The 23,053-nt window shown below is 42.3% G+C and carries 36 protein-coding genes and 2 pseudogenes; 12 read left to right on the top strand and 26 right to left on the bottom strand.

The window, feature by feature from the left end:
- Positions 1–9: 9 nt before the first annotated feature.
- The 23 genes from AC4JOV_RS09895 to AC4JOV_RS10005 all read right to left on the bottom strand — a co-directional run bounded on the left by AC4JOV_RS09895 (position 10) and on the right by AC4JOV_RS10005 (position 15,184).
- Positions 10–657, bottom strand: coding sequence for a hypothetical protein (locus tag AC4JOV_RS09895; protein WP_229937742.1), 648 nt, complete (start codon positions 655–657; stop codon positions 10–12).
- Entirely contained in the window at positions 654–1,532 is an 879-nt protein-coding gene (locus AC4JOV_RS09900; RefSeq protein ID WP_229937741.1) for a hypothetical protein, read from the bottom strand. The genes AC4JOV_RS09895 and AC4JOV_RS09900 overlap by 4 nt, the downstream gene beginning before the upstream one ends.
- The gene (locus AC4JOV_RS09905) at positions 1,532–3,490 is read right to left on the bottom strand and encodes a tape measure protein (RefSeq protein ID WP_229937740.1); all 1,959 of its coding nucleotides are present in this window, start codon (positions 3,488–3,490) and stop codon (positions 1,532–1,534) included. Before AC4JOV_RS09905 ends, AC4JOV_RS09900 begins: the two co-directional genes overlap by 1 nt.
- Entirely contained in the window at positions 3,490–3,717 is a 228-nt protein-coding gene (locus AC4JOV_RS09910; RefSeq protein ID WP_229937739.1) for a phage tail assembly protein T, read from the bottom strand. The genes AC4JOV_RS09905 and AC4JOV_RS09910 overlap by 1 nt, the downstream gene beginning before the upstream one ends.
- 65 nt (positions 3,718–3,782) lie before the next feature.
- Positions 3,783–4,133: a hypothetical protein gene (locus tag AC4JOV_RS09915; protein WP_229937738.1), complete on the bottom strand. Its 351-nt coding sequence runs from the start codon at positions 4,131–4,133 to the stop codon at positions 3,783–3,785.
- An 8-nt stretch (positions 4,134–4,141) separates the two neighbouring features.
- Positions 4,142–4,570 carry a hypothetical protein gene (locus tag AC4JOV_RS09920; protein ID WP_229937737.1) on the bottom strand — a complete coding sequence of 143 codons (429 nt, stop codon included), beginning with the start codon at positions 4,568–4,570 and terminating at the stop codon, positions 4,142–4,144.
- A gap of 1 nt (position 4,571) precedes the next feature.
- Complete coding sequence (locus tag AC4JOV_RS09925; protein ID WP_229937736.1) at positions 4,572–4,919, bottom strand: hypothetical protein; 348 nt, start codon at positions 4,917–4,919, stop codon at positions 4,572–4,574.
- 11 nt (positions 4,920–4,930) lie between these two features.
- On the bottom strand, positions 4,931–5,365 hold the full coding sequence (locus AC4JOV_RS09930; RefSeq protein ID WP_229937735.1) for an HK97-gp10 family putative phage morphogenesis protein: 435 nt from the start codon (positions 5,363–5,365) through the stop codon (positions 4,931–4,933).
- Positions 5,365–5,682, bottom strand: coding sequence for a phage head closure protein (locus tag AC4JOV_RS09935; RefSeq protein ID WP_229937734.1), 318 nt, complete (start codon positions 5,680–5,682; stop codon positions 5,365–5,367). Before AC4JOV_RS09935 ends, AC4JOV_RS09930 begins: the two co-directional genes overlap by 1 nt.
- Positions 5,679–6,230, bottom strand: coding sequence for a head-tail connector protein (locus AC4JOV_RS09940; protein WP_229937733.1), 552 nt, complete (start codon positions 6,228–6,230; stop codon positions 5,679–5,681). Before AC4JOV_RS09940 ends, AC4JOV_RS09935 begins: the two co-directional genes overlap by 4 nt.
- Positions 6,230–6,604 (bottom strand): hypothetical protein, encoded by a 375-nt coding sequence (locus tag AC4JOV_RS09945; RefSeq protein ID WP_229937732.1) that lies wholly within the window; start codon positions 6,602–6,604, stop codon positions 6,230–6,232. The genes AC4JOV_RS09940 and AC4JOV_RS09945 overlap by 1 nt, the downstream gene beginning before the upstream one ends.
- 10 nt (positions 6,605–6,614) lie before the next feature.
- Positions 6,615–7,802, bottom strand: a complete 1,188-nt coding sequence (locus AC4JOV_RS09950) for a phage major capsid protein (protein ID WP_229937731.1) — start codon at positions 7,800–7,802, stop codon at positions 6,615–6,617.
- Positions 7,799–8,458, bottom strand: coding sequence for a peptidase (locus AC4JOV_RS09955; protein ID WP_229937730.1), 660 nt, complete (start codon positions 8,456–8,458; stop codon positions 7,799–7,801). Before AC4JOV_RS09955 ends, AC4JOV_RS09950 begins: the two co-directional genes overlap by 4 nt.
- The gene (locus AC4JOV_RS09960) at positions 8,442–9,659 is read right to left on the bottom strand and encodes a phage portal protein (RefSeq protein WP_491522146.1); all 1,218 of its coding nucleotides are present in this window, start codon (positions 9,657–9,659) and stop codon (positions 8,442–8,444) included. Before AC4JOV_RS09960 ends, AC4JOV_RS09955 begins: the two co-directional genes overlap by 17 nt.
- Positions 9,640–9,849: a hypothetical protein gene (locus tag AC4JOV_RS09965; protein ID WP_229937728.1), complete on the bottom strand. Its 210-nt coding sequence runs from the start codon at positions 9,847–9,849 to the stop codon at positions 9,640–9,642. Before AC4JOV_RS09965 ends, AC4JOV_RS09960 begins: the two co-directional genes overlap by 20 nt.
- 97 nt (positions 9,850–9,946) lie before the next feature.
- Positions 9,947–11,584 (bottom strand): terminase large subunit, encoded by a 1,638-nt coding sequence (locus AC4JOV_RS09970; protein WP_229937727.1) that lies wholly within the window; start codon positions 11,582–11,584, stop codon positions 9,947–9,949.
- Positions 11,577–12,200, bottom strand: a complete 624-nt coding sequence (locus AC4JOV_RS09975) for a P27 family phage terminase small subunit (protein ID WP_229937726.1) — start codon at positions 12,198–12,200, stop codon at positions 11,577–11,579. Before AC4JOV_RS09975 ends, AC4JOV_RS09970 begins: the two co-directional genes overlap by 8 nt.
- Before the next feature lie 94 nt (positions 12,201–12,294).
- Positions 12,295–12,651 (bottom strand): HNH endonuclease, encoded by a 357-nt coding sequence (locus AC4JOV_RS09980; RefSeq protein ID WP_229937725.1) that lies wholly within the window; start codon positions 12,649–12,651, stop codon positions 12,295–12,297.
- Positions 12,648–12,962: a hypothetical protein gene (locus tag AC4JOV_RS09985; RefSeq protein ID WP_229937724.1), complete on the bottom strand. Its 315-nt coding sequence runs from the start codon at positions 12,960–12,962 to the stop codon at positions 12,648–12,650. Before AC4JOV_RS09985 ends, AC4JOV_RS09980 begins: the two co-directional genes overlap by 4 nt.
- A 17-nt stretch (positions 12,963–12,979) precedes the next feature.
- Positions 12,980–13,546 carry a hypothetical protein gene (locus tag AC4JOV_RS09990; RefSeq protein WP_229937723.1) on the bottom strand — a complete coding sequence of 189 codons (567 nt, stop codon included), beginning with the start codon at positions 13,544–13,546 and terminating at the stop codon, positions 12,980–12,982.
- Complete coding sequence (locus AC4JOV_RS09995; protein ID WP_229937722.1) at positions 13,536–14,339, bottom strand: helix-turn-helix domain-containing protein; 804 nt, start codon at positions 14,337–14,339, stop codon at positions 13,536–13,538. The genes AC4JOV_RS09990 and AC4JOV_RS09995 overlap by 11 nt, the downstream gene beginning before the upstream one ends.
- Positions 14,336–14,704: a hypothetical protein gene (locus AC4JOV_RS10000; RefSeq protein WP_229937721.1), complete on the bottom strand. Its 369-nt coding sequence runs from the start codon at positions 14,702–14,704 to the stop codon at positions 14,336–14,338. The genes AC4JOV_RS09995 and AC4JOV_RS10000 overlap by 4 nt, the downstream gene beginning before the upstream one ends.
- Before the next feature lie 3 nt (positions 14,705–14,707).
- Complete coding sequence (locus AC4JOV_RS10005; protein WP_491522147.1) at positions 14,708–15,184, bottom strand: hypothetical protein; 477 nt, start codon at positions 15,182–15,184, stop codon at positions 14,708–14,710.
- A gap of 312 nt (positions 15,185–15,496) precedes the next feature.
- Here AC4JOV_RS10005 and AC4JOV_RS10010 point away from each other — a divergent pair, with 312 nt between their 5' ends.
- Complete coding sequence (locus AC4JOV_RS10010; RefSeq protein WP_229937719.1) at positions 15,497–16,153, top strand: hypothetical protein; 657 nt, start codon at positions 15,497–15,499, stop codon at positions 16,151–16,153.
- 27 nt (positions 16,154–16,180) lie between these two features.
- Here AC4JOV_RS10010 and AC4JOV_RS10015 read toward each other — a convergent pair whose 3' ends face one another.
- Both AC4JOV_RS10015 and AC4JOV_RS10020 read right to left on the bottom strand, forming a co-directional pair.
- Positions 16,181–16,648, bottom strand: coding sequence for a S24 family peptidase (locus tag AC4JOV_RS10015; RefSeq protein ID WP_229937718.1), 468 nt, complete (start codon positions 16,646–16,648; stop codon positions 16,181–16,183).
- A gap of 108 nt (positions 16,649–16,756) precedes the next feature.
- A pseudogene (locus AC4JOV_RS10020) lies at positions 16,757–16,879 on the bottom strand (helix-turn-helix domain-containing protein); the annotation flags it as partial.
- 974 nt (positions 16,880–17,853) lie between these two features.
- Here AC4JOV_RS10020 and AC4JOV_RS10025 point away from each other — a divergent pair.
- From AC4JOV_RS10025 to AC4JOV_RS10075, 11 genes and pseudogenes are all read left to right on the top strand, one after another.
- A complete protein-coding gene (locus AC4JOV_RS10025; RefSeq protein ID WP_229937717.1) occupies positions 17,854–18,156 on the top strand; it encodes a hypothetical protein in 303 nt (100 codons plus the stop codon).
- A complete protein-coding gene (locus AC4JOV_RS10030; RefSeq protein WP_229937716.1) occupies positions 18,156–18,380 on the top strand; it encodes a hypothetical protein in 225 nt (74 codons plus the stop codon). Before AC4JOV_RS10025 ends, AC4JOV_RS10030 begins: the two co-directional genes overlap by 1 nt.
- Positions 18,381–18,623, top strand: a complete 243-nt coding sequence (locus tag AC4JOV_RS10035; protein WP_229937715.1) for a hypothetical protein — start codon at positions 18,381–18,383, stop codon at positions 18,621–18,623.
- A gap of 432 nt (positions 18,624–19,055) precedes the next feature.
- Positions 19,056–19,292 (top strand): hypothetical protein, encoded by a 237-nt coding sequence (locus AC4JOV_RS10040; RefSeq protein ID WP_229937714.1) that lies wholly within the window; start codon positions 19,056–19,058, stop codon positions 19,290–19,292.
- 66 nt (positions 19,293–19,358) lie between these two features.
- Positions 19,359–19,613 carry a hypothetical protein gene (locus tag AC4JOV_RS10045; RefSeq protein ID WP_229937713.1) on the top strand — a complete coding sequence of 85 codons (255 nt, stop codon included), beginning with the start codon at positions 19,359–19,361 and terminating at the stop codon, positions 19,611–19,613.
- Entirely contained in the window at positions 19,601–19,801 is a 201-nt protein-coding gene (locus AC4JOV_RS10050; RefSeq protein ID WP_491522148.1) for a DUF7220 family protein, read from the top strand. Before AC4JOV_RS10045 ends, AC4JOV_RS10050 begins: the two co-directional genes overlap by 13 nt.
- 116 nt (positions 19,802–19,917) lie before the next feature.
- Positions 19,918–20,220, top strand: a complete 303-nt coding sequence (locus AC4JOV_RS10055; RefSeq protein ID WP_229937712.1) for a hypothetical protein — start codon at positions 19,918–19,920, stop codon at positions 20,218–20,220.
- A gap of 8 nt (positions 20,221–20,228) precedes the next feature.
- A pseudogene (gene ssb, locus AC4JOV_RS10060) lies at positions 20,229–20,558 on the top strand (single-stranded DNA-binding protein); the annotation flags it as partial.
- Between the two features lie 356 nt (positions 20,559–20,914).
- On the top strand, positions 20,915–21,166 hold the full coding sequence (locus AC4JOV_RS10065; RefSeq protein ID WP_229937711.1) for a hypothetical protein: 252 nt from the start codon (positions 20,915–20,917) through the stop codon (positions 21,164–21,166).
- A gap of 3 nt (positions 21,167–21,169) precedes the next feature.
- Complete coding sequence (locus AC4JOV_RS10070) at positions 21,170–21,448, top strand: helix-turn-helix domain-containing protein (RefSeq protein WP_229937710.1); 279 nt, start codon at positions 21,170–21,172, stop codon at positions 21,446–21,448.
- Positions 21,449–21,470: 22 nt separating this feature from the next.
- Entirely contained in the window at positions 21,471–21,806 is a 336-nt protein-coding gene (locus AC4JOV_RS10075; RefSeq protein ID WP_229937709.1) for a hypothetical protein, read from the top strand.
- A 5-nt stretch (positions 21,807–21,811) separates the two neighbouring features.
- Here the strand turns inward: AC4JOV_RS10075 and AC4JOV_RS10080 are convergent, their stop codons facing one another.
- Positions 21,812–22,900, bottom strand: coding sequence for a tyrosine-type recombinase/integrase (locus tag AC4JOV_RS10080; RefSeq protein WP_229937708.1), 1,089 nt, complete (start codon positions 22,898–22,900; stop codon positions 21,812–21,814).
- Positions 22,901–23,053 lie beyond the last annotated feature (153 nt).

The following is a 23,053-nucleotide window of genomic DNA, read 5'->3' on the forward strand; positions in this document are numbered from 1 at the left end:
TTTACCGTCCTATGATATGGTTAGGGTTAGTTCGCCATTTACGCTATCTCCGCCAGCACTCTCAAGCATAGCAAGAGAGTCTGAGTCGGACCAGTAAACCTCTAGACGAACAATGTCACCAGTGTATATCGTATGGTTAAACTCTGCAGAATCTGCCGCATACCACATCTGATAACTCGACTTGTCTGATGGAGCATATATAGTCTTTGTATAGACAATATCATCTCCTATTCGTAGCCTTACACTTGCACTTGATGGAGCGTACCTTTCATTTAAAATCAATGTTGATCTAAAGCCTGCTACATAATCAAGGTTGAATGTGGCATCAACATATGTACCTGGTGATGCGACTTGGAAAATAGAAACCCAAGTATATTCAGGTATGTCAACCTCTGCTTGAGTATCATCAGAAAGTAGGATAGGCTCTGATAATGTCGTATCAACATATGAAACCATCACAGTAGTATCTCTATCAAAAACATAGGTACCGCTATTTGACAAAAGAAACTCATCACCATTCTTTGCGAAAAAAAGCGGCGTGCCTGATATGGATACTCTGATCTCCTCTGTCATTTGTATCGCATAATAGATAAGTGCATCAAATGTATACTGCACTCCTCTTAGTATCTTTTTTGTACCAGAATATTTGTTACTCATGGAAGCTCCCTGATCTGTACTGATGCGTGTGAAATGTCGAACTCTTGTAGCACGGGAGTAAATACATCAAAGTACCCAATGATGATAGCGTTCTCTATCCCGCTATTATCAGTATCGTCCAGCACATAAGCATACGGTAGATCAAGCATATATTTCGCTGTTCTAACCATATGAGGGTGGTCTGATGTTGGATAAAATACATCGAAGTCTGATTGAGGAAGTTCATTCTTGTATTCAACACTTCTTATGCCATCCGGATAACGTCTTGTATTTCTCTGTCTTGTGATCTCGACAGAAGGGTTCCACATAGCATCGCCCAATGTATATCCATCACCTGCAAACAGATGCTTGATGTATGAGCTGTTCGTTATGCTGTTCTCTGCTACAGTGATATCTATAGTTGAAGTGTCGCCATCGATTGCAAATGCATAGTCTCTTGCGACTTTTTTCATAGTCTGGTCTATCGTGACATTATGGGTCTTTACAGTAGTACCGCCAGAGTTTTTTTCCAGTATCGTCATGGATGCTCCATGAGCTTCCTTGATGACGACATACTCCATCTCTGTAGATACAGTAAATACAAGATGAAGATCAAACGGAGTACCGCTTGATTTTGTATTGCTATCACATACAGTAGCATGCTCAGACTCAACATTGAGACATGCTGTGATGTTTGAAGCTTTCCATCTTAGCCACTTACCGTTATCTGCATCAGGAGTATTTGCATAGTTCGCATCTATGATGGATCTATAGTCAAAAAGATCATGCTTCACCATGTCCCCGAAACTATATGTATTGCCTGAATTATAGTCGCTATATATCGCCGTAAGATTATGCGAATCAAAAGAGGTTAGAAGTTGCCATACTGCTACCATTACAATTTATCCTCTAGTACATTATTTTGATCTGTAAGTTTTTTCAAGATAAACTTAAGCGTTTTGTTTACCTCTGGGAGATGAGACAACTTCGACTGCATACTCTGGAATACCCCGCCTGATCCGTTCAGCCCAAGTTCATTGGTAGTCTCTGCATTTATTACATACTCTCCGCCATGTACTACCCCTGCTATAGCATCTGTCGCGATGTTCCCGGTATATCCTCCTGACGCATACCCAGGCATAGATGTAGTGCCTAATGTTCCGAAGATATCAAATGTAGTTCCTGAAAGGTTTGATAATGGATTTAGGCTATCCCACCATGCCTGTGATGCAGATATAATCCTTGTATATGACTCTACCTGGTTCCCCGTAAATGAAAATACAGCCTTTGCAGCATTATTTATGCTCTCAGTATAATCATCAACAAATGATGAAGCACGTGAAAACTCTCTAGTCTGCACTTCCAATGTTGTGCTTACGGCATCATTTGTATCTGCCAGTACTGACGCGGTGGCCTGCGCGATCTCATCCGCATAGATCTTATCGATCTCTGCACTTGTAGCCTGCCCAATTTCATCACTCAATGCTGTATACCCGAATCCAAGTGATTTAAGCTCAAGTTCGTAAACAACTGCTGCTTCTTTCATATCGTTACTTGTATTGACGTATGTAGCTCCGAGTTGCGTCAGTTTCGCGTTTGCTTCATCTTTTATCTGGTTGCTGTCTGCTTGCGTTTCATTGAGTTTTTTTAGGTTTGCATCTATATCGCCTAGAAGTTTTGCAGCATTTTTAGCACCGCTATCATTGGCTATAGAGTCTACAAGATCACCCATCTCTTGCTTGAGCTCTGCCATTGTGTTATCTGTCCATGTAGTATCGATAAATGGTTGCACTTTAACTTGTATAGGCTCTCCGCCTAATTTATCTACAACTCTGTTATATAGATCTATCATGTAGTTAAGCGTATCGATAGGGAGATTTATCGCCTGCATGACTGCCTTACTCATAAAAAGTACAGCATATTCAACGGCCTTAAATCCAAGTTTTATGCCATCAACAACATCGCTTAAAAACCCTAATGCGGATATAACTGATTTTACACCGGATATGACTTTATCGCTAAATGATTTTGCCCCTTCAGTACCTTCCCCGAACATAGAACCCAAGTAGTCCTTCACGGTCATAGCCATAGCTTTCAAGTACTCAAACAACCCTGCTGACATGATGTTGTCTTTAAACATCGTCCATGAGTCTTGTATGTTTGATACAATACCATTCCATGTTTTTGACTGCTCTTCCATCGCACCGGCATATCTCTCATTGAATATAGCTTCTAAAGTACTCTGGATGATCTCTTTATTATTGTCGATGATGATATCTCTGGCAGATCCTGAGCTATCGGTCCATGCGTAGGCTATATCTTCGCCTTGCTTAGATGCTTTGATACCGAACTCTTTGAGCCTTTCATTCTCACCGGTAACTGCATCTGCTATCGCTTCAACTGCCTGCATGACTGGTTTACCCATAGCTGAAGCAGTATCTCCAAGAGTTTTTAGTAGTCCATCGGTTGGGGTTAGCCCGTATGCTCTCAGCTTCACAAACGACTCAGTGACCTGTGCGAGTTGGTAAGGCGTTTGGGAAGTGAAATCCTTGATCCATTGCATAGACTCTCTTGCTTTTTCGCTGGATCCTTCTATGCTTTTAAGAGTAGTTTCAAACTGTTCAAACTGTGCAGATGTAGAGACAAAAGAAGTAAAGGCATCTTTGGCAGTTTCTACAGCTTTGGTCACGGCGTAAAACCCTACTGCAGCTTTGATAAAGTTTGTGATAGTATCTTTTGCTTTTTTCGTTGTACGCTGAAGCTCTGACAGTTGCTTTTGAGACTTTTTGACACCATCTATAAGCTTTGCCGTATTTGCATCAAGTGTGATAACGACTGTTCCCACATTTGCCATTATGCTTTACTCCTAAACATCTTTTTGACCTTCTCTACAAGATCACTTGTTTTTGTTTTTGGTTTTTGTAGCCTTGCCCGCACAAGGAAATCCTCAATCTTCGCATTCTTTATGAAAAAAGGAGAGATCATATGCATGAGTTGAGCCATTTGGATCTCATTGCGATCCATCGGGAATAGATTGTCTTTATAGAATAGCTTCCATTCTTCGAACTCTGATTTGCTCATATGCTCTATCTCCTTCACTGTTTTCCCAAGGGCTAATGCCAGGTTAAATGCAAACTCTCTACCCTCTACTTTTTTGGCGCGTTCATCCTCATCACGGCATCATATATCTCATTGATACCTTTCGTCTTGATCGATGGAAGTTTTCTGATATCTTCCACTGTAAGGGCAGGCTCTACGAGTGCTTTCGACACCATTGCATTCTTAGATGCTTCTACATTTTTAATTGAAACTCTGACTTTCCCGTCTTTCATGTCATCTGCCGTAGCAGCTTCTCCTACGAGACATTCCTGTGCATCGCTGAACTCTTCGTTGGTAAGCTCACGGATAACAACTTTTTTGTTGCCCCATGCTTTTACAGTGATCTCTTTTTCTAAGAGTCCATCACCAAACAGATCATTTTTTGTCACCATACTCATGTTAATCCTTATACAGCTGGTGTTTCTGTTACTTCAGATGATACTTCTACTGTAAACTCAAGGAATACAGCTTCATCTTTTGGGAATTGTCTCAGTCTCTTAGATACCTTTGCAGTAAATGAGAACTGAGTACCGTGGCTTCCGGCATCTGGAACATCAGGTAGCTCGATAGTCATCGTGTCTGAAGTGTTATTATCAAATGCATCTTCAAGTGCCTGTTGCCCTGCTGCATCATCAGGATCAAAAAGCACACCTATGGTAAGTGGACCGCGCTTGATAGACCCCAAAGATTTTGTAGTGTTGTTGCTTGACATGGATGAGTACTCTTTTACAGATCTTGTCTCTTCAATGTCCCCGATTGATTGTAGTTCTCCAATGACTGCAGAACCAAACTTCACTGATACACCTTGGGTTTCTCTCATAGGTATCTCTGCCATACTAACTCCTTATATTGAAATCGATTAATTGTCTAAAAAGCTCGAACTCTTCTTCAAACATACTGGTTGTGTTCACATTGAACACATGATGCTCGAATGAGTAGAGTGCTGCTTTCACCTCATTTTTGATCTGTACTGATTCTTCGTGCGTATCTGCATACACATCGATCTGCGCTCTTGTCACATTGAAGGTGCCGCCTTCAGACATGGACCTTTTGTCATTGTCTATCACGATGCTGTAAACCAGTGCAGGTTTTTTGCATCCTTTAGGCAGGATAAGCGGATACACTCTTTCTGAAACGCTTAAAACGTTATCTTTTAGATGAGCGAAAAGTTCTGCTTCTATCATCTTTTGCCAACCTATTTTTCTATACGTTTAAACACTTCATCTTGGAAGACACGTACAGACTCAGTCCCTTTTGTTTCATACGCAGGACGCATGAATGGGATAGCGGCCATGTTCACCGTACCAAACTCAACCATGTGTGCATACCACGCATAGACCTTGAACTTCATCTTCCCGGACTGTCCACCTATTGTCACCTTCTTAGTACCTTGCACTTTTGACTTTGCAACGACATAGAACTTTACGTGTCCTGGTGCAGTATCTTTCTTTTTTGCTTTTGCCACGCCGATACTCTTTTTTAGTAATCCTGTTCTTACATGTACTCTGGCTTTTGCTTCATCGGCTATCACATTTGCAGATGATCTTGCCGCACCCGTGACGATCTTTTCCTTTACATTGGTTCTAAACTTAGACAGTGCATCCTGAACATCTTTGAACTCATCAGTCATCAGATATTCTCCTTGACGATAAGTTGAAGCATCTTTCCCTCTTCTAGAACATTCAAAACTGAATCGATCTCAAATACCATTGATCCGTACACGACTCTCATATCTGGAGTAACCCCATAGATGAACCGCATAAGAATCTCGTGAGTAGCAGTCGCGTGTTTCTCAGCACTGACATACTTCTCTGTACCGTTAAGTGGTTTGATACTGCACCATACATCAGCAAACTTGCTCCATGCATCAGTAACCCCACCGGTACTGCCTCTAAGCTCAACGTAGCTTTCGATGATGGCTTTGTGTCTCAGTTTTCCGATTCTCATACCGGTATCACCCTGTAGCTGTCAAGCAGTTTTCTCGCATTTGCAGCGAACTTGCTGTCTGTGATAGTCCCTACCACTTCACCTTCACGGTTTTCAAACCTTGTCAGGGCGGCATTCAGAACATATGACTGTATCGATGCCGGTACTTCAGTGTAACCACACTGGAATGTCACGATCACACTGTTGATCTCATCTCTCACATCCGTTGGAGTAGAGTTGAATTGAATCACAGCCGGTTCTACCAGTTCATCCACAAGATAGTCAGTAAAAGCCTGAGCCGATCCATTTACATCGATATACTCTACTTTTTGTACTGACACCAAAGGCGGTTTAGGTATTTTGACTGATACAGGGAAAGCATCAAGATACCCCTCATAGGTAGCTATGTTAAGCTGTCTATTGGTGATGATCTCTGCCTGCTCAGTAGCCATCTTGATAACTCTAGTGATCTCATCATCTTCATCTGTACCGATAACACGGAAGAAGTCTTTAGCTTCCTGGAGTGTCACTGGCATCGATGCTGGTGGTGTGATCATTTTGAGTTTCATTACTCTTCCCCTTCTTTGCTTCCGGCACCTTCAGCGAACTTCTCCTGGAACGACTCGATAAACTCTTGTCTATACTCAGGATGAGTAGTCTCTAAGGTGGCAACGATCGCAGCCAGTTGTCCAAGTAATGCTTCAGCTTCATCTCTCAACTCCTGCTCTTTTTGAACTGCAAGAAGTTTTGCTTGCTTTTCCTCATTATCTACTTTTGCTTTCGCAATTCTTTTTTCAAGATCAGAAAAATGTTTTTTTACCTTTGGCTCTGCCTGCCCTGTTGTGATGAGCGTATAGGCTTCTCGATCGCTTACATTGATCTCGTCACCTGGGGCATGAGACCCCTCAGCAGATACACGCCCTACTAGCAGCTTAATCTTCATATCAGACTACTTACACTGCTGCCATTGTCAGTTTCTTCACTGCATCAGCAAGAACCAGCTTACCGTCAACTCTTTTTGTTACACGGAACCCTATGTGACCAGTATCAGCATATTTCTCATCAAGTCTCTTGATGTCCATCACAAGTCTGTCTTTGATGTGATAGTAACGGAAGTCACCAAATGCGATAGGTGATGCACTCGCACCAATATCTGGCATATGCTTATTCACAACGATCGGTTTACCATCAAGTGTATCTGGCTCACCTCCGAACCCTTTTGACCACAGATAGTCACCGTTGCTATCTTTCATCTTTCTGATGACCTTAAGAGTATTTCTATTCATCATCCACTTACCGTTCTGAGCGTAATCTTCATCTACACTGTACTCAAGATCGATGATCTCATCAGCAGTAAGTGCTGTTGCTGAAGCAGCTGTCTTACCAAGTGTTGCTGTAACCAAGAATCCAGTAGGTTTACCGGTACCGTCACCAGAAACGAATGCAGCTTCTTCGGCACTTGTAGTTGACTTCGTGAACTTCATCGCAACATATCCCTCGATAGCTGGGATAGAATCTTCCATTACCTCTTCAGATACCTTAAGGATACGTCCTGTTTTGTATGCTGCAAGAGATACTTGACCGATAGTAGGATCACTTTCTGGATAAGTACCAGACTCATCAATCCATCCGTTTGCACCATCATCTCCCTCTACTGGGATCTTCTCTGTTGAAGTTGAAGAAGATACCGTTGCGATAGGACGCATGTAAGACTTCTCTGCAAGCTTCTCGATGATAGTAGTAGCAAAATTTGTTGGAACAAGATAGCCACCTTTATCAGCCGCACCTTCTGTCAATGCACGTGTCTCTTCTGCTGTTAGCGGTTCACGTTTTTGAGCCTTCCAGAATGCTCTTTGATAAAGCTCTTCTCTTTGCTCTTCTGTACCTTCATCTGTACGATCACTGCCACCACCAAGAGGTTTTCTTTGAGGTTTATCGAGTTGTTCCTCTCTCTCAATCTGTTTTTTAGTACGTTCAATGTCTTTTGTAATATTGTCAAACTCTCTTTCAAGTGTGTCGTACTGATCACCCTCTTCTTTTGTGAGACCTCTTTCTTCTGTACTTGCTGTATCAAGCAGTGCTTGCATTGCTTCTTGTTTCGCCGTTCGCTGTGCGAGTAGCTTTTTCAAATGTTCATTCATGCTATTTTCTCCTTTAGTTTTAATTTTCTTTTTAGGACTTCCACACAACGACCATCCATCTCTGGAGTCTGACTACCTTCTGTTTCATCGTTGGTTTCAGTTTTATCGCTCCGGCCAACACTCGCACCGGAATCAAAGCCACGCCACACAGCGGACAGCTCAACCACCTCATAGTCAGTTACCATAACATGATCAGGTTCACCTTTTTTCTCAGTGATAACCACATCATTGACCCTGTATCCGATACTTACATCGGTCAAGATCCCGTCACGGTACTTCTCAAATACACCTTTGGAACGTTCATCACCACCAAAGATGACATCTGCCTTAAGCATTCCACCTTCAACACGAGCGTTCTCGATACGTCCGATAGCATTATCAACACTTGGGCGGTGATCAGTAAAGAATGTTCGCAAACGTTCAAAGTTTGCACCATCTACATCAAGTTCCTCAATGTATACTTCTCCACTCCACCAGTCATAACGCTCACCGCTATTATCATCACTGATAAGAATGAATGGAACAGTACGTGTCTCTTCATTGATGACACCATCTGATTCAACTCTTTTCATAGGGCAGTTGCCTAAGCAAACTCTTTTTGACACCCCGATTTCATTCATACGTTGAATGATCTGTTCTTTAGTCCTCTTTGGCATTCGTGCCTCCTTCTGTCATATTCATTGGTAATAGTGGTTCGTCAAGACCGTCAAGCTCATTGAGATCTTCCATCTCCCTAACCTCATTCCTAGTTAGCCATCCATCACGAATAGCCATACCGTAAGCTTCATATCTTGACTTAGTGTCACCTCTTAGCATCGCTGCCATGTTGAACTTCACAAAGTATGTAGTATCGCCACCAAACAAAGCAATGTTAAGTGCCTGCTCAATACGTAATACCCAAGGTCTTAGTGTGTTAATTACAAAATCAAGTGATTGATGTTCTATGTTTGAGAATGTAGCATTTTCAAGTGCGTTTATCATGTGCATAGGCACACGGAAGATAGATGCGATCTCTTCCTTTTGATATTTTCTTGACTCAAGGAACTGGCTATCATTGTTTGAAACAGAGAACTTTGAGAAGTCAAGACCACCCTCAAGTATCATTGGTTTACCTGAGTTCATTAGTCCTGTGTAGTTTTTACCAAGGTCATTTTTTAATCTTTTAAAAGCTTCATCACTCAAAGTATCTGGTGTTTTAAAAGCTCCCGTTGCATTTGCTCCATTCTTAAAGAAATTAGATCCGTGTTCTTCAAGGGCAACTGAAAGTCCTATGGAATTGTTTCCAACTACCTGAATTGGGTTAATACCAGTTACACCATCAAGTGTATGCCCTGGTATATTTAGCACTTCATCTTTTTCTAGAAATACTCTTCCATACTTTGAAGAGTTATACACAAAGCCTAGATCACCGCTTTCACTTCTATAAGATTCCATATTGTCAGATAGCAATGGATAGAACCCTATCACTCTATCTCTACCATCTTTAATGATTTGAGAGTACCCATTACCTCTGCTAACTATATTCATCATGGAGGCCTGCATCCATGCAAATGAAGTCATTTCATTATTTGGCATAAGTCTAAGCACATTATATAAGTGATGGTCCGTGGCTTTTTTCTTTATCGTACGTCCATTTTTGATAGTTTTCTTCATAATGTGTAGCGGTAGAGATGCTACCCCTTCACTCAAAACAATATAACAGGCGAACACAGCAGCATGTCTCATCGCGGTATCTTGTGTTACTGTGATACCAGACTTTGAAATAGTAAATAGGCTTGAAAAGATAGAAGCTGCCTCAGGTGAACTTAGTGGTACGGATGATCTTGAAGCAAAAAGATTACCTAGATTCATTGCCATCCCTTAATAGTTCTTGAATATCAATGATTGTTTGAAGAGGGATAATGATAAGTATGATCGCAACAGCTATACAAAATAGATAAAAGCCTGCATCTCCAATGGGAGCAGCAAGAAAAGATAGTGACATGATAAATGATAAAGCCATCATAAGCGCACGGTACTGAAGTATCGCTCTAAGCTTATCTGTCATAGCTACCCTTTCATAGTTCATATGAAAGCATTGTGACCTATTCAGTTCGTACAATCGTACGGACTGTTATAAAAAGTTATGATTTTTTAAAAAAAATTTATAGAGATCTCATCCCTCGTTCTTCATATACAGACTTATTATTGTCTGCTGTATCATGGATGAGATATGCAAATGTGTTGATTATAGCTGCTACACCATCGATCTTTTTATTGTTATTAGACTTATCAGGCTTTATGTTACCTGCAGCATCGGTTAGGATAGATACATTTGAAATCATCCATGTTAGGACCGGATTTCCATCATGCACTATCAACCCATCTTTTATGAGCTTTGAGAAATATACAGTAGGCTCTGACAAAGAGATAAACCCCTGACGGATAGGCATGCAGTTTTCATACCCCTCTTCATCTTCTAGTACATGCACGATAGATTTTGCCTTGTATGGATCGTAGCAGAAGGCTTCCATATCACCAAGATCATTCACGATGTCTCTTTTGATATAGTCATAATTTATAGTGCTACCTGGTGTGGCAGTGATATATCCTTCATTGGCCCAGCTGACAAGTGGAGCCTTTAACTCTCTTTCTCTGTCTGCAAGATTATCTTTTGGAGCGTACATCTTAACGCTTATGTGGAACTTTTCATCTATCTTTGATACTTTAGCGTATGCAGAGAAGTCATCAGCCCATGAAAGGTCCATACCACCTATTACCCGTCCACCATGTTCTACTTCACCGGCACACTCTATCCATTTACTTAGAGGTAAATAACTCTCTGCACTAGTAGTCCATACATTCAAATACTTTACGAGAAAGTTATTTAGTTTCTCAGGTCTATCGTATGCTTCTTTAGCAGCTAAAGCAAACTCTTCAGGATCTACGCTCACTCCATAGTTTGGATTTGCAGCTTTCCATACTTCTTCTTTGAAATACCAGTCCGGATCATTTTTAGGCTTCTCAGGAGCTTCAGCGATGAATGCAAAAAGCGTGTCATCTTCTATCACTCCATCAAGTACCTTCTTTGAGTACTCATATAGAGCATAAGCAGGTGAAGCAATATTGAACCCGGCAGTCGTGATGCTCATCATGAAAGGCTCACGTCTTGCCATCTGTGATGACTTCACAACATCCCAAAGACTGTCATCCTTATGAGCGTGATGTTCATCTGCAAGCCCGAAAGATACGTTGAGTCCATCGAGCGTATCAGAGTCACGTCCAAGCGTATAGAGCTCTGTATCGCTCCTGTCAAACTTGATGCGGCCGTAGCTCTCTTTGGTATGTTTCTTAAGATCAGTATGGTTTTCAAGCATATACTTTGCCGGCGCATATGCCAGCTTCGCCTGATCCTTTTTCGTAGCGAAGAATGCGACCTCTCCCCCCTGGTCATGCCTCACTATCATGTCAGCTATGGCAGACGCTGATCCAAAGATGGTTTTACCGTTCTTACGTGGCATGAACACAAAAGCGGTCCTGAACCTGCGCACCCAAGTACCATCATCCTTTTGCCTCTGCCACCCGAATAGGATTGCGATCGCTTTCTTCTGCCAATCTTCCAGAGCGATGTTCTCTCCTGCCTTTGCCCCCTTGTAGTGTTTGAGCTGCTGGATGATAGTGACATACATCATCCCTAGCTTCTTGTTGAATCTCAAGTGAGGCTTCTCGCCACGTTCCACAGCAAGCTTATCTGCATCATGCCGGTCAAACGTTTTGAGATAGTATGGCCTGATCTCAGACATCGATATCCTCAGCGCTGCTCAACTCTTCCGCCATGTCAAATATGCTCTTCTGTTCCTCTTTGTCACTCAGATCTATAAACAGCTTCTTCCGAGCCGCGATAGACAGCCCAAGTTGGTTACCGAACTTTATGAGATCATTTTTGACGGACTGCATTGCATTGAACTTCGGGTTAAGATACTCTCCTCCGGTCTTTGGGCTTATGAGCACCTCCCCCTCTTTGTTTACCTCTTTGGCAAGGCGAAGGTATCGTTCATAGCTCTCAGCATATGCGATCACCAGTGGTTCATCAACTGTAGAGTAGTGAAGTCCAAGCTCATGCACGATCTCATGTATCTTCCTGGCACCAACCGTACCGAGGAAAGCAGTTGGCTTTGATGATGCAGATTGCTTCTCGTCAAATTTCGCTACAGCCTGGGATATCTCTTTCGCTCCAGGTCTGAACTTTACCCAGCCTCCGTCCTTTGCTTTGCGCTGCACATTCATCGGGTAGGTATTATACTTATCTCCAAGCTTTTTAAAGCTGCACTTTGTATTCTCATAATCCCACTTCATGGACTCCCAGTCTATCTGATCATCAGGTGTATATTCATGTTTGTTATTTTCTGTTACATTCATACCCCACCCCCGTGAAATAGAGTTTGTAAAAGTTTATGAGGGGCGTCGGTGTTTTGGCAGAAAGGTTGTAGAGATTTAAGTACCCCCTCCCATCTCATGATCTCTCCTTTTTAACTTTTGAAGTCTTCTTATTGTGGCAACTATGGCAGAGACATTCCAGGTTATCAATGCACAGTTTGCATCCGCCATCTTCTATCTCTACGATGTGATCCACTACATCAAACTGCGTATGAGTACCATGGCGCTTACACTCCTGGCACATCATTCCGTCTCTGATCATTGCTTTCTCTCTCACGCTCTTCCAAGCTCTACTGTGATAGAACTTGTCAGACTCTTTATTCCTACTTGTCTTGTCATATACTTTGTTCGTATGCTTGCTGCACTGAGGACACCTAGGCTGATCCGGTGTCTTCTCCCACACGCCATGGATAGGACAGATACATTTGCTCATCTCCAAAACCCTACTTTTGTTTCAGTCGTGATCTCAAACACATGATCATACTTCGTATCATCATCACTTACTATCTTCACAGCCGTGTAAGCTTTTGACCGGATCATGTTGCTGATCTCAGATGGGATACGCACAAGCACAAGCCCACCGGTTGAGTGTATCTCAATGCCATGAGCCAGACTCTTCGGCTTCTCGCGATGAAGCCTCGCAAAGAACCTACTGTTCAACCCAAGCTCTCTAGCCAGTTCAGTTCCGATCCAACACTGGTTGATCATATCCATCATGCTATTTACATCCGGTCTATCTGTCATACTGCTTCCTCCAAACTTCAATTCATCTTCTCTGCAGATGCAGCCACAAGGCTCATCACCTTCATGCTGCCTGATCCAAGTGCCTTGTATGATGCTTGCTTTTTGAACTTAGCCATATATGCCGACATCAACTCATCTTTCAATCTACCTGTCTCATACGCATGGATTACGTAGTCAGTACTTCCGACAGCAGCAAGCGCGTTGAGTTGCTGCACATCAAAGAACAGCCCGCTCTCTCCACGGCAATGTCTGAACCCCACATCACGACCGTTCGATCTCTCCGACTTGATAACGATACGTGTATCACGTACCTTGGCTACGATCTCATCTGTCCATGCATCAGCTTTATTCTTTGTCCCGGTAAGCCGTCCACTCTCTTCGAGCTCTTTGAACTGCTTTGCCAGAGTACGCAGCTTCTCAGTACCCTTCGCATACCTGATCCCCTCTTTCTTGTCCTCGCAGTAAGAGATGAACATATCCATGTTTTCTATCCCCTTCGTACTGTCAGCGATAAAGACTGCATCACTCGCCACTGCAAGATTTAGCCCGAATATACCTGCGATCACGATGTCACTAGCCTGCATTTCTGATCTCCTCCATAAGCTTCATGTTGTCAAATATCTTCTTGTTTGTACCCTGCGATCTCATCATCTGAGCTTCCATCGTGTCAAAATTTTTCCTTAGCTTCTTCCCGCTGAGGATATTTGATCTCCAGAACTCACCATCTGTTGTCTGAAATATCCAGAAGATGCATGATGCCAACTGCTCTTCAGTTCTGCCATCGATTCTCATAGCTTTTTCGATCTCTTTTATCCAGCTCTCAAAAGCACTGTTTTTGACCTTAAAATTTGGTTTGAAATTGAGGATATTTCCAGCCAGATAATTTGCCAATTTATTTGGAGTTGCGACACTCTTTAGTGACGGTTCATACTTTAGTGACGGTTCATATATAGTAAGCTCGGTGCCGTCTGGTGAACTTTGGATACCCTTTTCGGTGCCGTCTGGTGAACTTTGGCTACCCTCTGAAATGGTGCCGTCTGGTGAACTTTGGCTACCTGATGGATCGGTAAAATATTCGCAAAAAGTGTGGTCCAATTTTGCATAATTTTCGGATGGGAAAAGGAGGTAAATATTGCTATATCTGCCACCGTTTTTTTGTGCTCTATAAGTCTTCTGTATGACCCCGTTTTCTTCAAGTTTTGATAGGTTATTGACTACAGCAGTTCTGCCAAGTCCTGTTTTATTTATGATGTTATCAAGCTTAGGATAGCATACACCTTCATCGTTAGCATTGTCAGCAAGCGCAAGCATGATAAGCTTTTGCGTACTGTTAAAGCTTCTATCCTCAAATACCTTGTCTATCAGCCTGATACTCATGCAGACACCCCGTGCACACACTTTCTACGCACTGTATACGGACGCATATCGAGGCAGTACTCCTTGGTGTTCCTGGTGCCTTCTATGACCCTGCTTCCTATGCTGATATTCCAATCCTCCCGCAGTTCCGGTACTCTTGAACGTACATTATGTACCTCATATCCTTTGTCGTTCTTCGGCCTCCTGCGATAGTCGTCTATCACATCGCCATGGTACAGCGCACGAAGCACATGCCATATCTGACTGTTCTTCTTCATGTGACCACCGTGCACAGACTTTAACCCCTTGGCAAATGCCTCAAACCCTTCACCACGATCTATCTCTATACCTATGCCGTCACGGCACTTGTATTCCCATTCGTGCATCACTCACTCCTCTGCATTATCTATATAGTCATTTAGCATACGTATGTATGTACCCTGTGCTCTTTCTACATCAGAAGCTTCTTTTCGCATCTTTTTGGCTTCGTCTATCGTTACTTTTCCATCGCTCAATGCATGCATGTTAACTATGAGAGACTCAGATCCCTCTATAGCCACATTGTCCGCAGCTTGTCTGAGATCATCCACGGTTACCGGATATGATTCGGTAGCCACAGGCTTAAGCGCGAACTGTCTCATCCACTCACGGAAAAATATCATCCTTGCCTCATGATCTAGAAGGTGAAGCAGTAGATCTATCTTGTATGAGTTTAGAGATTTATCAGTGGTGTTTGGGTTGATGCAGTTTGAGAACTGGTTACTGGCATGTGGCCCGTTAAATCCAAGCTTGTCAGCAAGGTGTCCTCTATCGTAGTTATGTCTGTTGTTGTAGTCGTCTACAGCTTTCGTGATAGCTATATACATTAATGTTGGTTTGTTCATAATGATCCTTCCTCTCTGTCTGCTTAGGTAGGAGGTGACGGTAGGGAGGATCAACTCAAAAAAAACCCGTCACCGCCTGCCAAAGCAGACCAAAAAGACAGGCACAAGCAAAATATGATAAAATGCTTATGCACAGCGTGCAAAGAGTGACTTGATAGGTCGCCAAACTTGCTCAAGTCACTCACTCAAATTCGTAATGTTATGTAACGTTACGAGTTGCTTGAATTGAATCATAACATTTGTTATGACTTTTGTCAAGTGTTTTGAATATATTTAAATTTTAAGGGGAAATAAATGGGTAAAACTATACGTGGTGATGTGGTCTGTACAGAGTGTGGGACTATCGGTTTCGCTAAAAGCGAGATAGGAGGATCGGCATGGGTAGAGATACTGCTCTTTATCATATCATTATTTCTTGTTGTACCAACCCTTGGTTTTTCTCTTCTTATATCTATCGCATATATGTTCCACCGTAGACAGTCATCAAAAAAAGTATGTAAGAAATGCGGTGGTAAGGTGGTAGGCGTAGATACGCCTATGGGTAAAAAGATCATCAAAGAGATGGGATTTGTAGAAGATACCAAAGAAAAACCGAAAAATAAAACAAATCAACAACCAAAAACTATGATAAAAAGAAGTGACAATGTATATATCATCGATGTAGTAGGCGAATCATTTGACAATGAAGACGGCACAAGTAGACAGAATATCATTGAAAAGCATGTCAAGGTGGAATACCCAGTAACATTGAGGTTTTATCAGTATGAAAGTGCGATAGCTTGCGCTGTAGATACCGATTGGGGTCAGATAGGTAACCTCTCCAGGGAGAATGCATCGCACTTATGGGAACTAGCGCTAAAAGGGCATACCTTTAGCGCCAGTATCGAAAGTGTAGGCAAGTCGCGATCATCTGGACTATATGGCGTATCGTTGCGCGTACTTAAAAAATAATACTTATACCCCCACATATCATTTATACTACCTCTGCCCCTTTTTTCTCATCTGTCCTACTACCTCACCGATCACTTTGCATGCAGCGGTCTGATCATCTGTAAGCTCTATGTCGCTTACATCAGGGTTGTCACTGCTCAGGTTGAACCTCTTGGTGAAAGGTACTTTCCTGATCCTCTTGACGTAGATCTCATCTTCATACATGATCACATAGATCTGACCATCTACGATGCCGTTCCCATTGAGCGGAGAGACAAATATCAGCTCACCATCCACGATGGTAGGAGACATACTGTCGCCTTTGACATTAAGTATATGAATGTTTTTGTTGAAGGACACTCCGAGGAAGTTCTCCACAAAAGCACGCGACAGCTGCATAGGCTCAGTCCCGGTCAATGATTCATAGACCATCGCACCTCCTCCGGCACTGGCGTACACCTCCGGGTAGTATGGGACACTGATCGTGTCGTCATTGTATGTTGACGATAACTCCATTACACAACTATCGTGTCCTGAGTTTTCCCCCGTTTTTATATAATAAATTTCAGAAAAAGAGAAAACGCTCGACAGATCTCTTTCAAAATTTTTAGTTAAATTTTTCGCACCCTTCCCCGCAATATACCTACTTATTTGTGAAGCGTCTTTCCCGACTACACGGGCAATATCACTCTGACTTAACCCGTGTTTGTCCATAACCTCTTCTAGTCGTGTTCCCCAATTTGTCATAAAAATATCCCCTTTTTGATAAATCTCTTGACAAAAGTCATAACATTTGTCATAATGTCATTATCCATTTGTTTCAAATACTAACCAATTATATCAAATTGGTACTAAATGGAGAAAGGTTATAGACAAATTTTTATAACCAAAATGCGGGAGATCGCTTCGGAGTGTTTCCGATAAATGACCCACCGGGGACCAGCTCGGTGCAGGTACAAACTACGGGGTGGCCACCAGATAGCCTGAAATAGCTTTCATTAAGTAATATTTATATTATTTAGTGAAGGTGATATTTTTAGTCGTGTTGCTTTTGGACACCTTACGAAACCACTATATGTGGCTGAAAGAAATAAAATAAGACAACCGACGCTTTAAGAGCCGAATCTCTTACCGTGCGATAACGGGAAAAACTTCACCACAGAGAGCACCCACACATGGCATACACCATCACCCTCTTCCCCTTTTTAGATGATGTATGTCAAGTGTGAGGGCTTTACCCTCACGGCCATCCCACGCACGGGAAATAAACACATTAACTTTGTTTGCTATGTCGTAATAGCAGTAATATAAAAGCCGTCAAGGTACCGCTCCGGGTACCCATAGCAAGGTGACGGCACATAAGCTTTCAATGAAGTCTATAGATGATCATTCCAGGGCAACCTGCATAAAGACCGCCCACCCCTTACCTTTTTCAAGAGGAACTCCTTCATAGAATTACATTTAACAGATAAACAAAAAGCACCTACATGAGTGCGCCCCATCCATAGACTTCATTGAGGGCTTTACCCCTCACGTCCAATCCACGATACGGAAAATGAAAAGCCATTACTTTAAAACGAACTTTGGCCGCCAAGGTGCTTTCAGAGTACCCAAGAAACGTGGCGGCTCACAGAGTCCTTACCAAGCCCAATCGATCTACCCTCTTCCCCTTTTGCATATCGGTTGGGTGTGGTAAGGACTTCAACTACAAAGGAATCAAAATGAAAATCACAACGAAGATAAACACAATGCTGCTTGAGTATGCAGAACAGGTAGAGGCTGCGATCCTTGCCAGTGAGTTTAAGTGCATTTGCCGCGATGAGTACTCTGCAGACATACTTGTACTTGGAGACCGGGTGTCTATATGGATCTCAAACGGGCCGAATGGCACACACTGCTATAAGCTTGAAAACGGAGGGGGTATGATCAGGTTCCCGCATCATTCATTCTCCCAAGCGGAAAAGTGCAGTGAGCTTATCATGGCATCGGTGCCTGATGCAGGTGATACAGAGGAGCACGACTGATGACACAAGAACAACGAGACTACATCGAAGCACAGCTCAACATCATCCAGGGCAAAGCCACTATCGATGATCTGAACAGATACCAGTCGCTCCTGGACGGAGCCAGCCTTGAAGCGCATGTAAAAACACCGCTGATAAAAGCGTGCGACGTCAGGCGCGAAGAGCTTGACCGGATCAGCCCTATGGCTGTTAACGGTGATATTGACGATATGGGAGGACAGTAGATGTATATAACCGGAAAAGAGTTTGATGACAGATACGGAGTCTCGCACTCCACGAGATACAACCGCATCAACGACGGCACTATCCCGGAGCACGCTATCAAGCGCGGTAAAGGCGGGAGCGATGGAGTTCTATTTGACATTGAAGTGTGCGACGGACTCGCACTGGAGGGCAAGCTTGGCAACAAAGCCCTGAAACACATCACGAAGATCAAAGGAGAAGAGCATGAAAAAGCACAATCGTAAGTTCATCATGAGCCTGGCGGCAGCTGCGGGGGTGAAGACAGTATCAGAGTTTGCGCTGTTCCTGAAGATGCATCACAACCTGATAGGTGCAAGCCGATGAGTAAAGACCTATTCACTTATATGGGGTGCCACTCATGCCCGTACCGGATGAAATCGCAGGACGGATGCTTTAAGTTCGGGATCACAAAAAGAGAGATCAACAACGGAGCCTATATCTGCACTACAGGTCATGGGGCATATGAACTAAGCAAATACAAGAAGTGCCCACATGCGAATAGGTGACATACTCATACCGGAATGGCTGTATCTTACGCCAACACTGATGGGGGGGGTATACATACTCCATACGAAAAGCACTTTCGCACCATTTAAAAATGAAGTGATGAGAGGAACAGTTGAAGAGATATTGACCTACATCAAAAAGGAGCATAGATGACCACCTCACAGGAATCATACAGACAGATCAAGCTCAAGACATGCTCCTACCATATCGTCCATGTCTGTGAGCACTACCAACTGTTCAGAGTCATAGATGGCAAACGTAATGACAAAACCGACCTGACGAACAAAAATATTGATGCAGTCATCAGGTATCTATCCGATGCGGAGATGATGCACGTAGAAGAGATAAGGAGTATATATGAAAAAGCTGAGACGATGGCTGCATAAGATCTTATCAAAAAGAGATAGCGGATCGATGATCACAAATGTTAGATACCTCGCTGGGAGGAAGATTTGACAGATTATGTTGCAGTGATAGACAACGGTGAAGAGGTGGAGACGGTAGGAAATGTAGAAGTATTTCTCCAGTATATCGGATCTGGGATGGTAGAGCTATACCAGACACCTACAAAAAAAAGATCAATAGACACAAATACAAATAAGCTGATCATAAAACGAGGATCGTCAGTAGAGTTCGTGATCAAAAACGGAAATCAAATGGGGGGTACTGTATGCAGAGCAAAAAGCATAGTCACATGGAGATCATAACCAACCAGATACTCGGTGTGGTCATAGGATGGGCGCTTGTATACTTCGCGTTCCCCATCATTGGGCTGGAGCCTACAGTAGAGCAAGCAACAATGTCAAGCGGTATGTTCTTCGTAGCATCATACATCAGGGGCTATAGCGTGAGACGTATTTTTAACTGGATAGCAGTAAGGAGTAAAAATGTTTAAAGTAAAGGCAAGATGGCATGATCACCCAGAGAGATATTTACAAACGACAAAAGCACTGCAGACACCTTCGCATCCATGATGACAGATGCGACGGTAGAGCCAGTTGAGGAGAAGCTATGAAAGCACAATTCATAAGATTTCTAAAAGACAACCACGCACTGCAGGAGTTCGAAGAGCTTGTCTCATTTTGCGTGCAGACAGACGATCTCAAGACACTCGATGCAGTATGGGACTTTGTGGAACTGAAGCACGAGATACTTAGTGATGGCCACGTCATATTTTGGCATAACGGCCTTAGCGAAGTGGACTGGGAAGCACTTGACAAAAAGTGGAGAGATCATCTTGACACTATCGGCTATATGTCGAGTGTCTATACGGATCGGTCATGCCGTGACGGTGTGGCTGAAGAGCATTTCTAGGAGATGGTATGTACAACAAAGTAATTTTAGCCGGGAACCTTGCACGTGACATTGAGATCAGGTACACGCAAGGCGGTAGTGCGATCGGTAAAACATCGATCGCAACCAACAGAAAGCACAAGTCTCAAACAGGTGAACAAAAAGAAGAAGTGATGTTCATAGACCTTACCTTCTTCGGAAGAACAGCAGAGATCGCCAAAAATTACCTACGCAAGGGAAGCAAAGTTTTGATTGATGGCAGATTAACTCTTGATCAGTGGACAGCACAGGACGGAAGCAAGCGATCAAAGCACTCAGTGACAGTAGAAAAACTGCAGATGCTTGGAAGCATAGACGATCAAACGCACAGCCAACCATCCCAATAACCACACGATAAACCAAACAACCGAACAACTCCTGATACAAACATCAGTGAAGATGAGATCCCGTTTTAGTGGATAGGAAATGATGCACGAACAAGAAATAGACCTGCTTGAGTTTGCAGGGGTGAAAGGATAGGTGATGCACTGCTCGGATTGTAAGTTTTATTGTCATAGAGGTTTTTGTACTCACATTGACAGTATAGATACATGCGCTGATCGTGATCCTTAGCATATTTGTAGTATCGGAAAATGGCAATATGGGAAGCATCCTGATGAAGATTGCCAGAAACCATTTATAGAACCAAAAAGAAAAAAGTATGAAAGGATAATACATGCAAGTAAGTTTTGATGGGATGAGAAGAAATGCAACTAACGCTATGAATGCTCTTCAAGGTAATATTGAAGACATGCTCAAAAAATATGAATATGATTTATATGACAGTGACAGGCAAGATCTTATTGAGAGTTTTAATGAAGCTGCGATGTTTGTAGATATGTTTAACTGTTTATTCGATGATGATGTAGATGGTGATATGAATAATCTATCAGATCTAGAAATTAATAGATTATCTGAAGAGGAGTGACCAATGGGCGTAACATACATTCAATTATCTGATCAAGAGTTCAAAGGCATCATCAAACAGGCTATGCTTGAAGGTGCAAAGATCGCAAAAGAAGAGCTGCAGAGATCACCTGATGAAGAAGATAGCATCAGCCAAGAAGAAGCACTTGCTATGATCGGATGCGGACCAAGCAAACTGGCCAATCTAAGAACTGAAAGGAAAGTGAAGTTCTATAAAACTACACGCCCTTATAGATACTCAAAGAAGTCGGTGCAGGCATACATGGAAAGTGTTGCTATTTAGTTATATTTAATAGGAGAATAATATGAAAGTATTGAATGTAATTACTGCAATAAGAAATTCTTTTCTATGGTCTGAGCAAGTCTACACAAGAGGTAGTTGCTACAAGTTTTATGAGATACTACTTTCTATATTTCCGCAAGCAGTAGCATGGTATAGCGAAAAGGCAGACCATATAGTAACGTGTATCGATGGTGTAATGTATGATATTACAGGCCATGTCACAGTAGGCGAAGACTATAGGCCACTTGAAGAGTATATGCCGGAGATAATCATAGCAATTTCAAATGCAAAGTTTAATGGTCACTTAGATTATATAGAGTGTCCTAACTGTGGTGATGCAATCCATATAAAAAAATAAATTCTCTACTTCACATACATATCAAACATATTCCCCAGTACGTCTCTAGCTGTATCCCTCTTCATATTTGAGTAACGTTTCGTAGTCTCTGTAGATCCATGTGATAACACTGCTCCGATCTGCTCAAGACTATATCCGCTATTTACCCCTATATATCCTATCAGGTGACGTATATCATGCAGTCTCATCTTTGGTACACCTGCCAAAGCCCTGATATTCCTCCACTGGAAGTCAATGCCGGTCGATGATATATGCCCGGTCTGACCATTACCGACAAACACAAACCCCTCTTCCCTTATACCATACCTTTCGAGTGCATCTTTGAGTAAATTCGTTATAGGTGCTATGATGTCTTTCCCTGACTTAGTATATTTCCCTGGTATCACATACTCCATATCATGAAGGTGCAACCACTCCCAGCGCGCCTCAGCTACTTCCATCTTTCTCCTCCCATGCAGCAACCACACAAAGTAAGCTCTCCACTTAGGATCATCGTAGTTAAGTATCACATCAAATAGCTTCTTTGCCTGCACATCAGATATGGAGAAATACACCTTATTATCATAACTTGGTATAGTTAGATCACGGCCTATATTACGGATATTTATCCCCTGCTTTATTATGTGGTCAAATGTACCAGTAATAGCATTCTTCATATGTTTGATGGTAGACGGTTTATACTTTTTGATTTTATCATTATTACCGAGAAGAAGATCGTTCAGCACTTTCTGTATCTCAAACGGCTGCATCTCACTCGGCTTACTCTTCCCTATGATATCTTTGAGATGCTTATTGTATGCTAGCTTGGTATTGTACCACCAGCTCTCACTATAAGTAGCGCGCCAGTTCTCAAGATACTCTTCAAAATACTCATCAAATATCTTCTCATCTATCACATCTGCACCACCCCTAATATCAGCGATCATCTTCAACCTCGCCTCATTCGCCATAGTAGTATTCATCACAGGCTCTTCACCAAGCTTCCTTAGATAAGGCTTCTTGGCTATCTTGAACCGAGCATAAAATACTTTCTTATTACGTTTGTTCTTTCGATAGTAAAGTCCCTCATATCTTGTAGCTACCATATCACTCATATGCATCCTTCATAGGGGGGGTGTATAAAGACTTATTTTTTTATACACTTTTTTATACACCTTTTTGTAATAATACATACAATTTAATTAATATAACGTAACATTTACAAAAATACTAAATCGTGTTAAAGTGCCTTTAAATGGCTATTATAT

This window comes from Sulfurovum sp. MH2-6 (assembly GCF_058374785.1).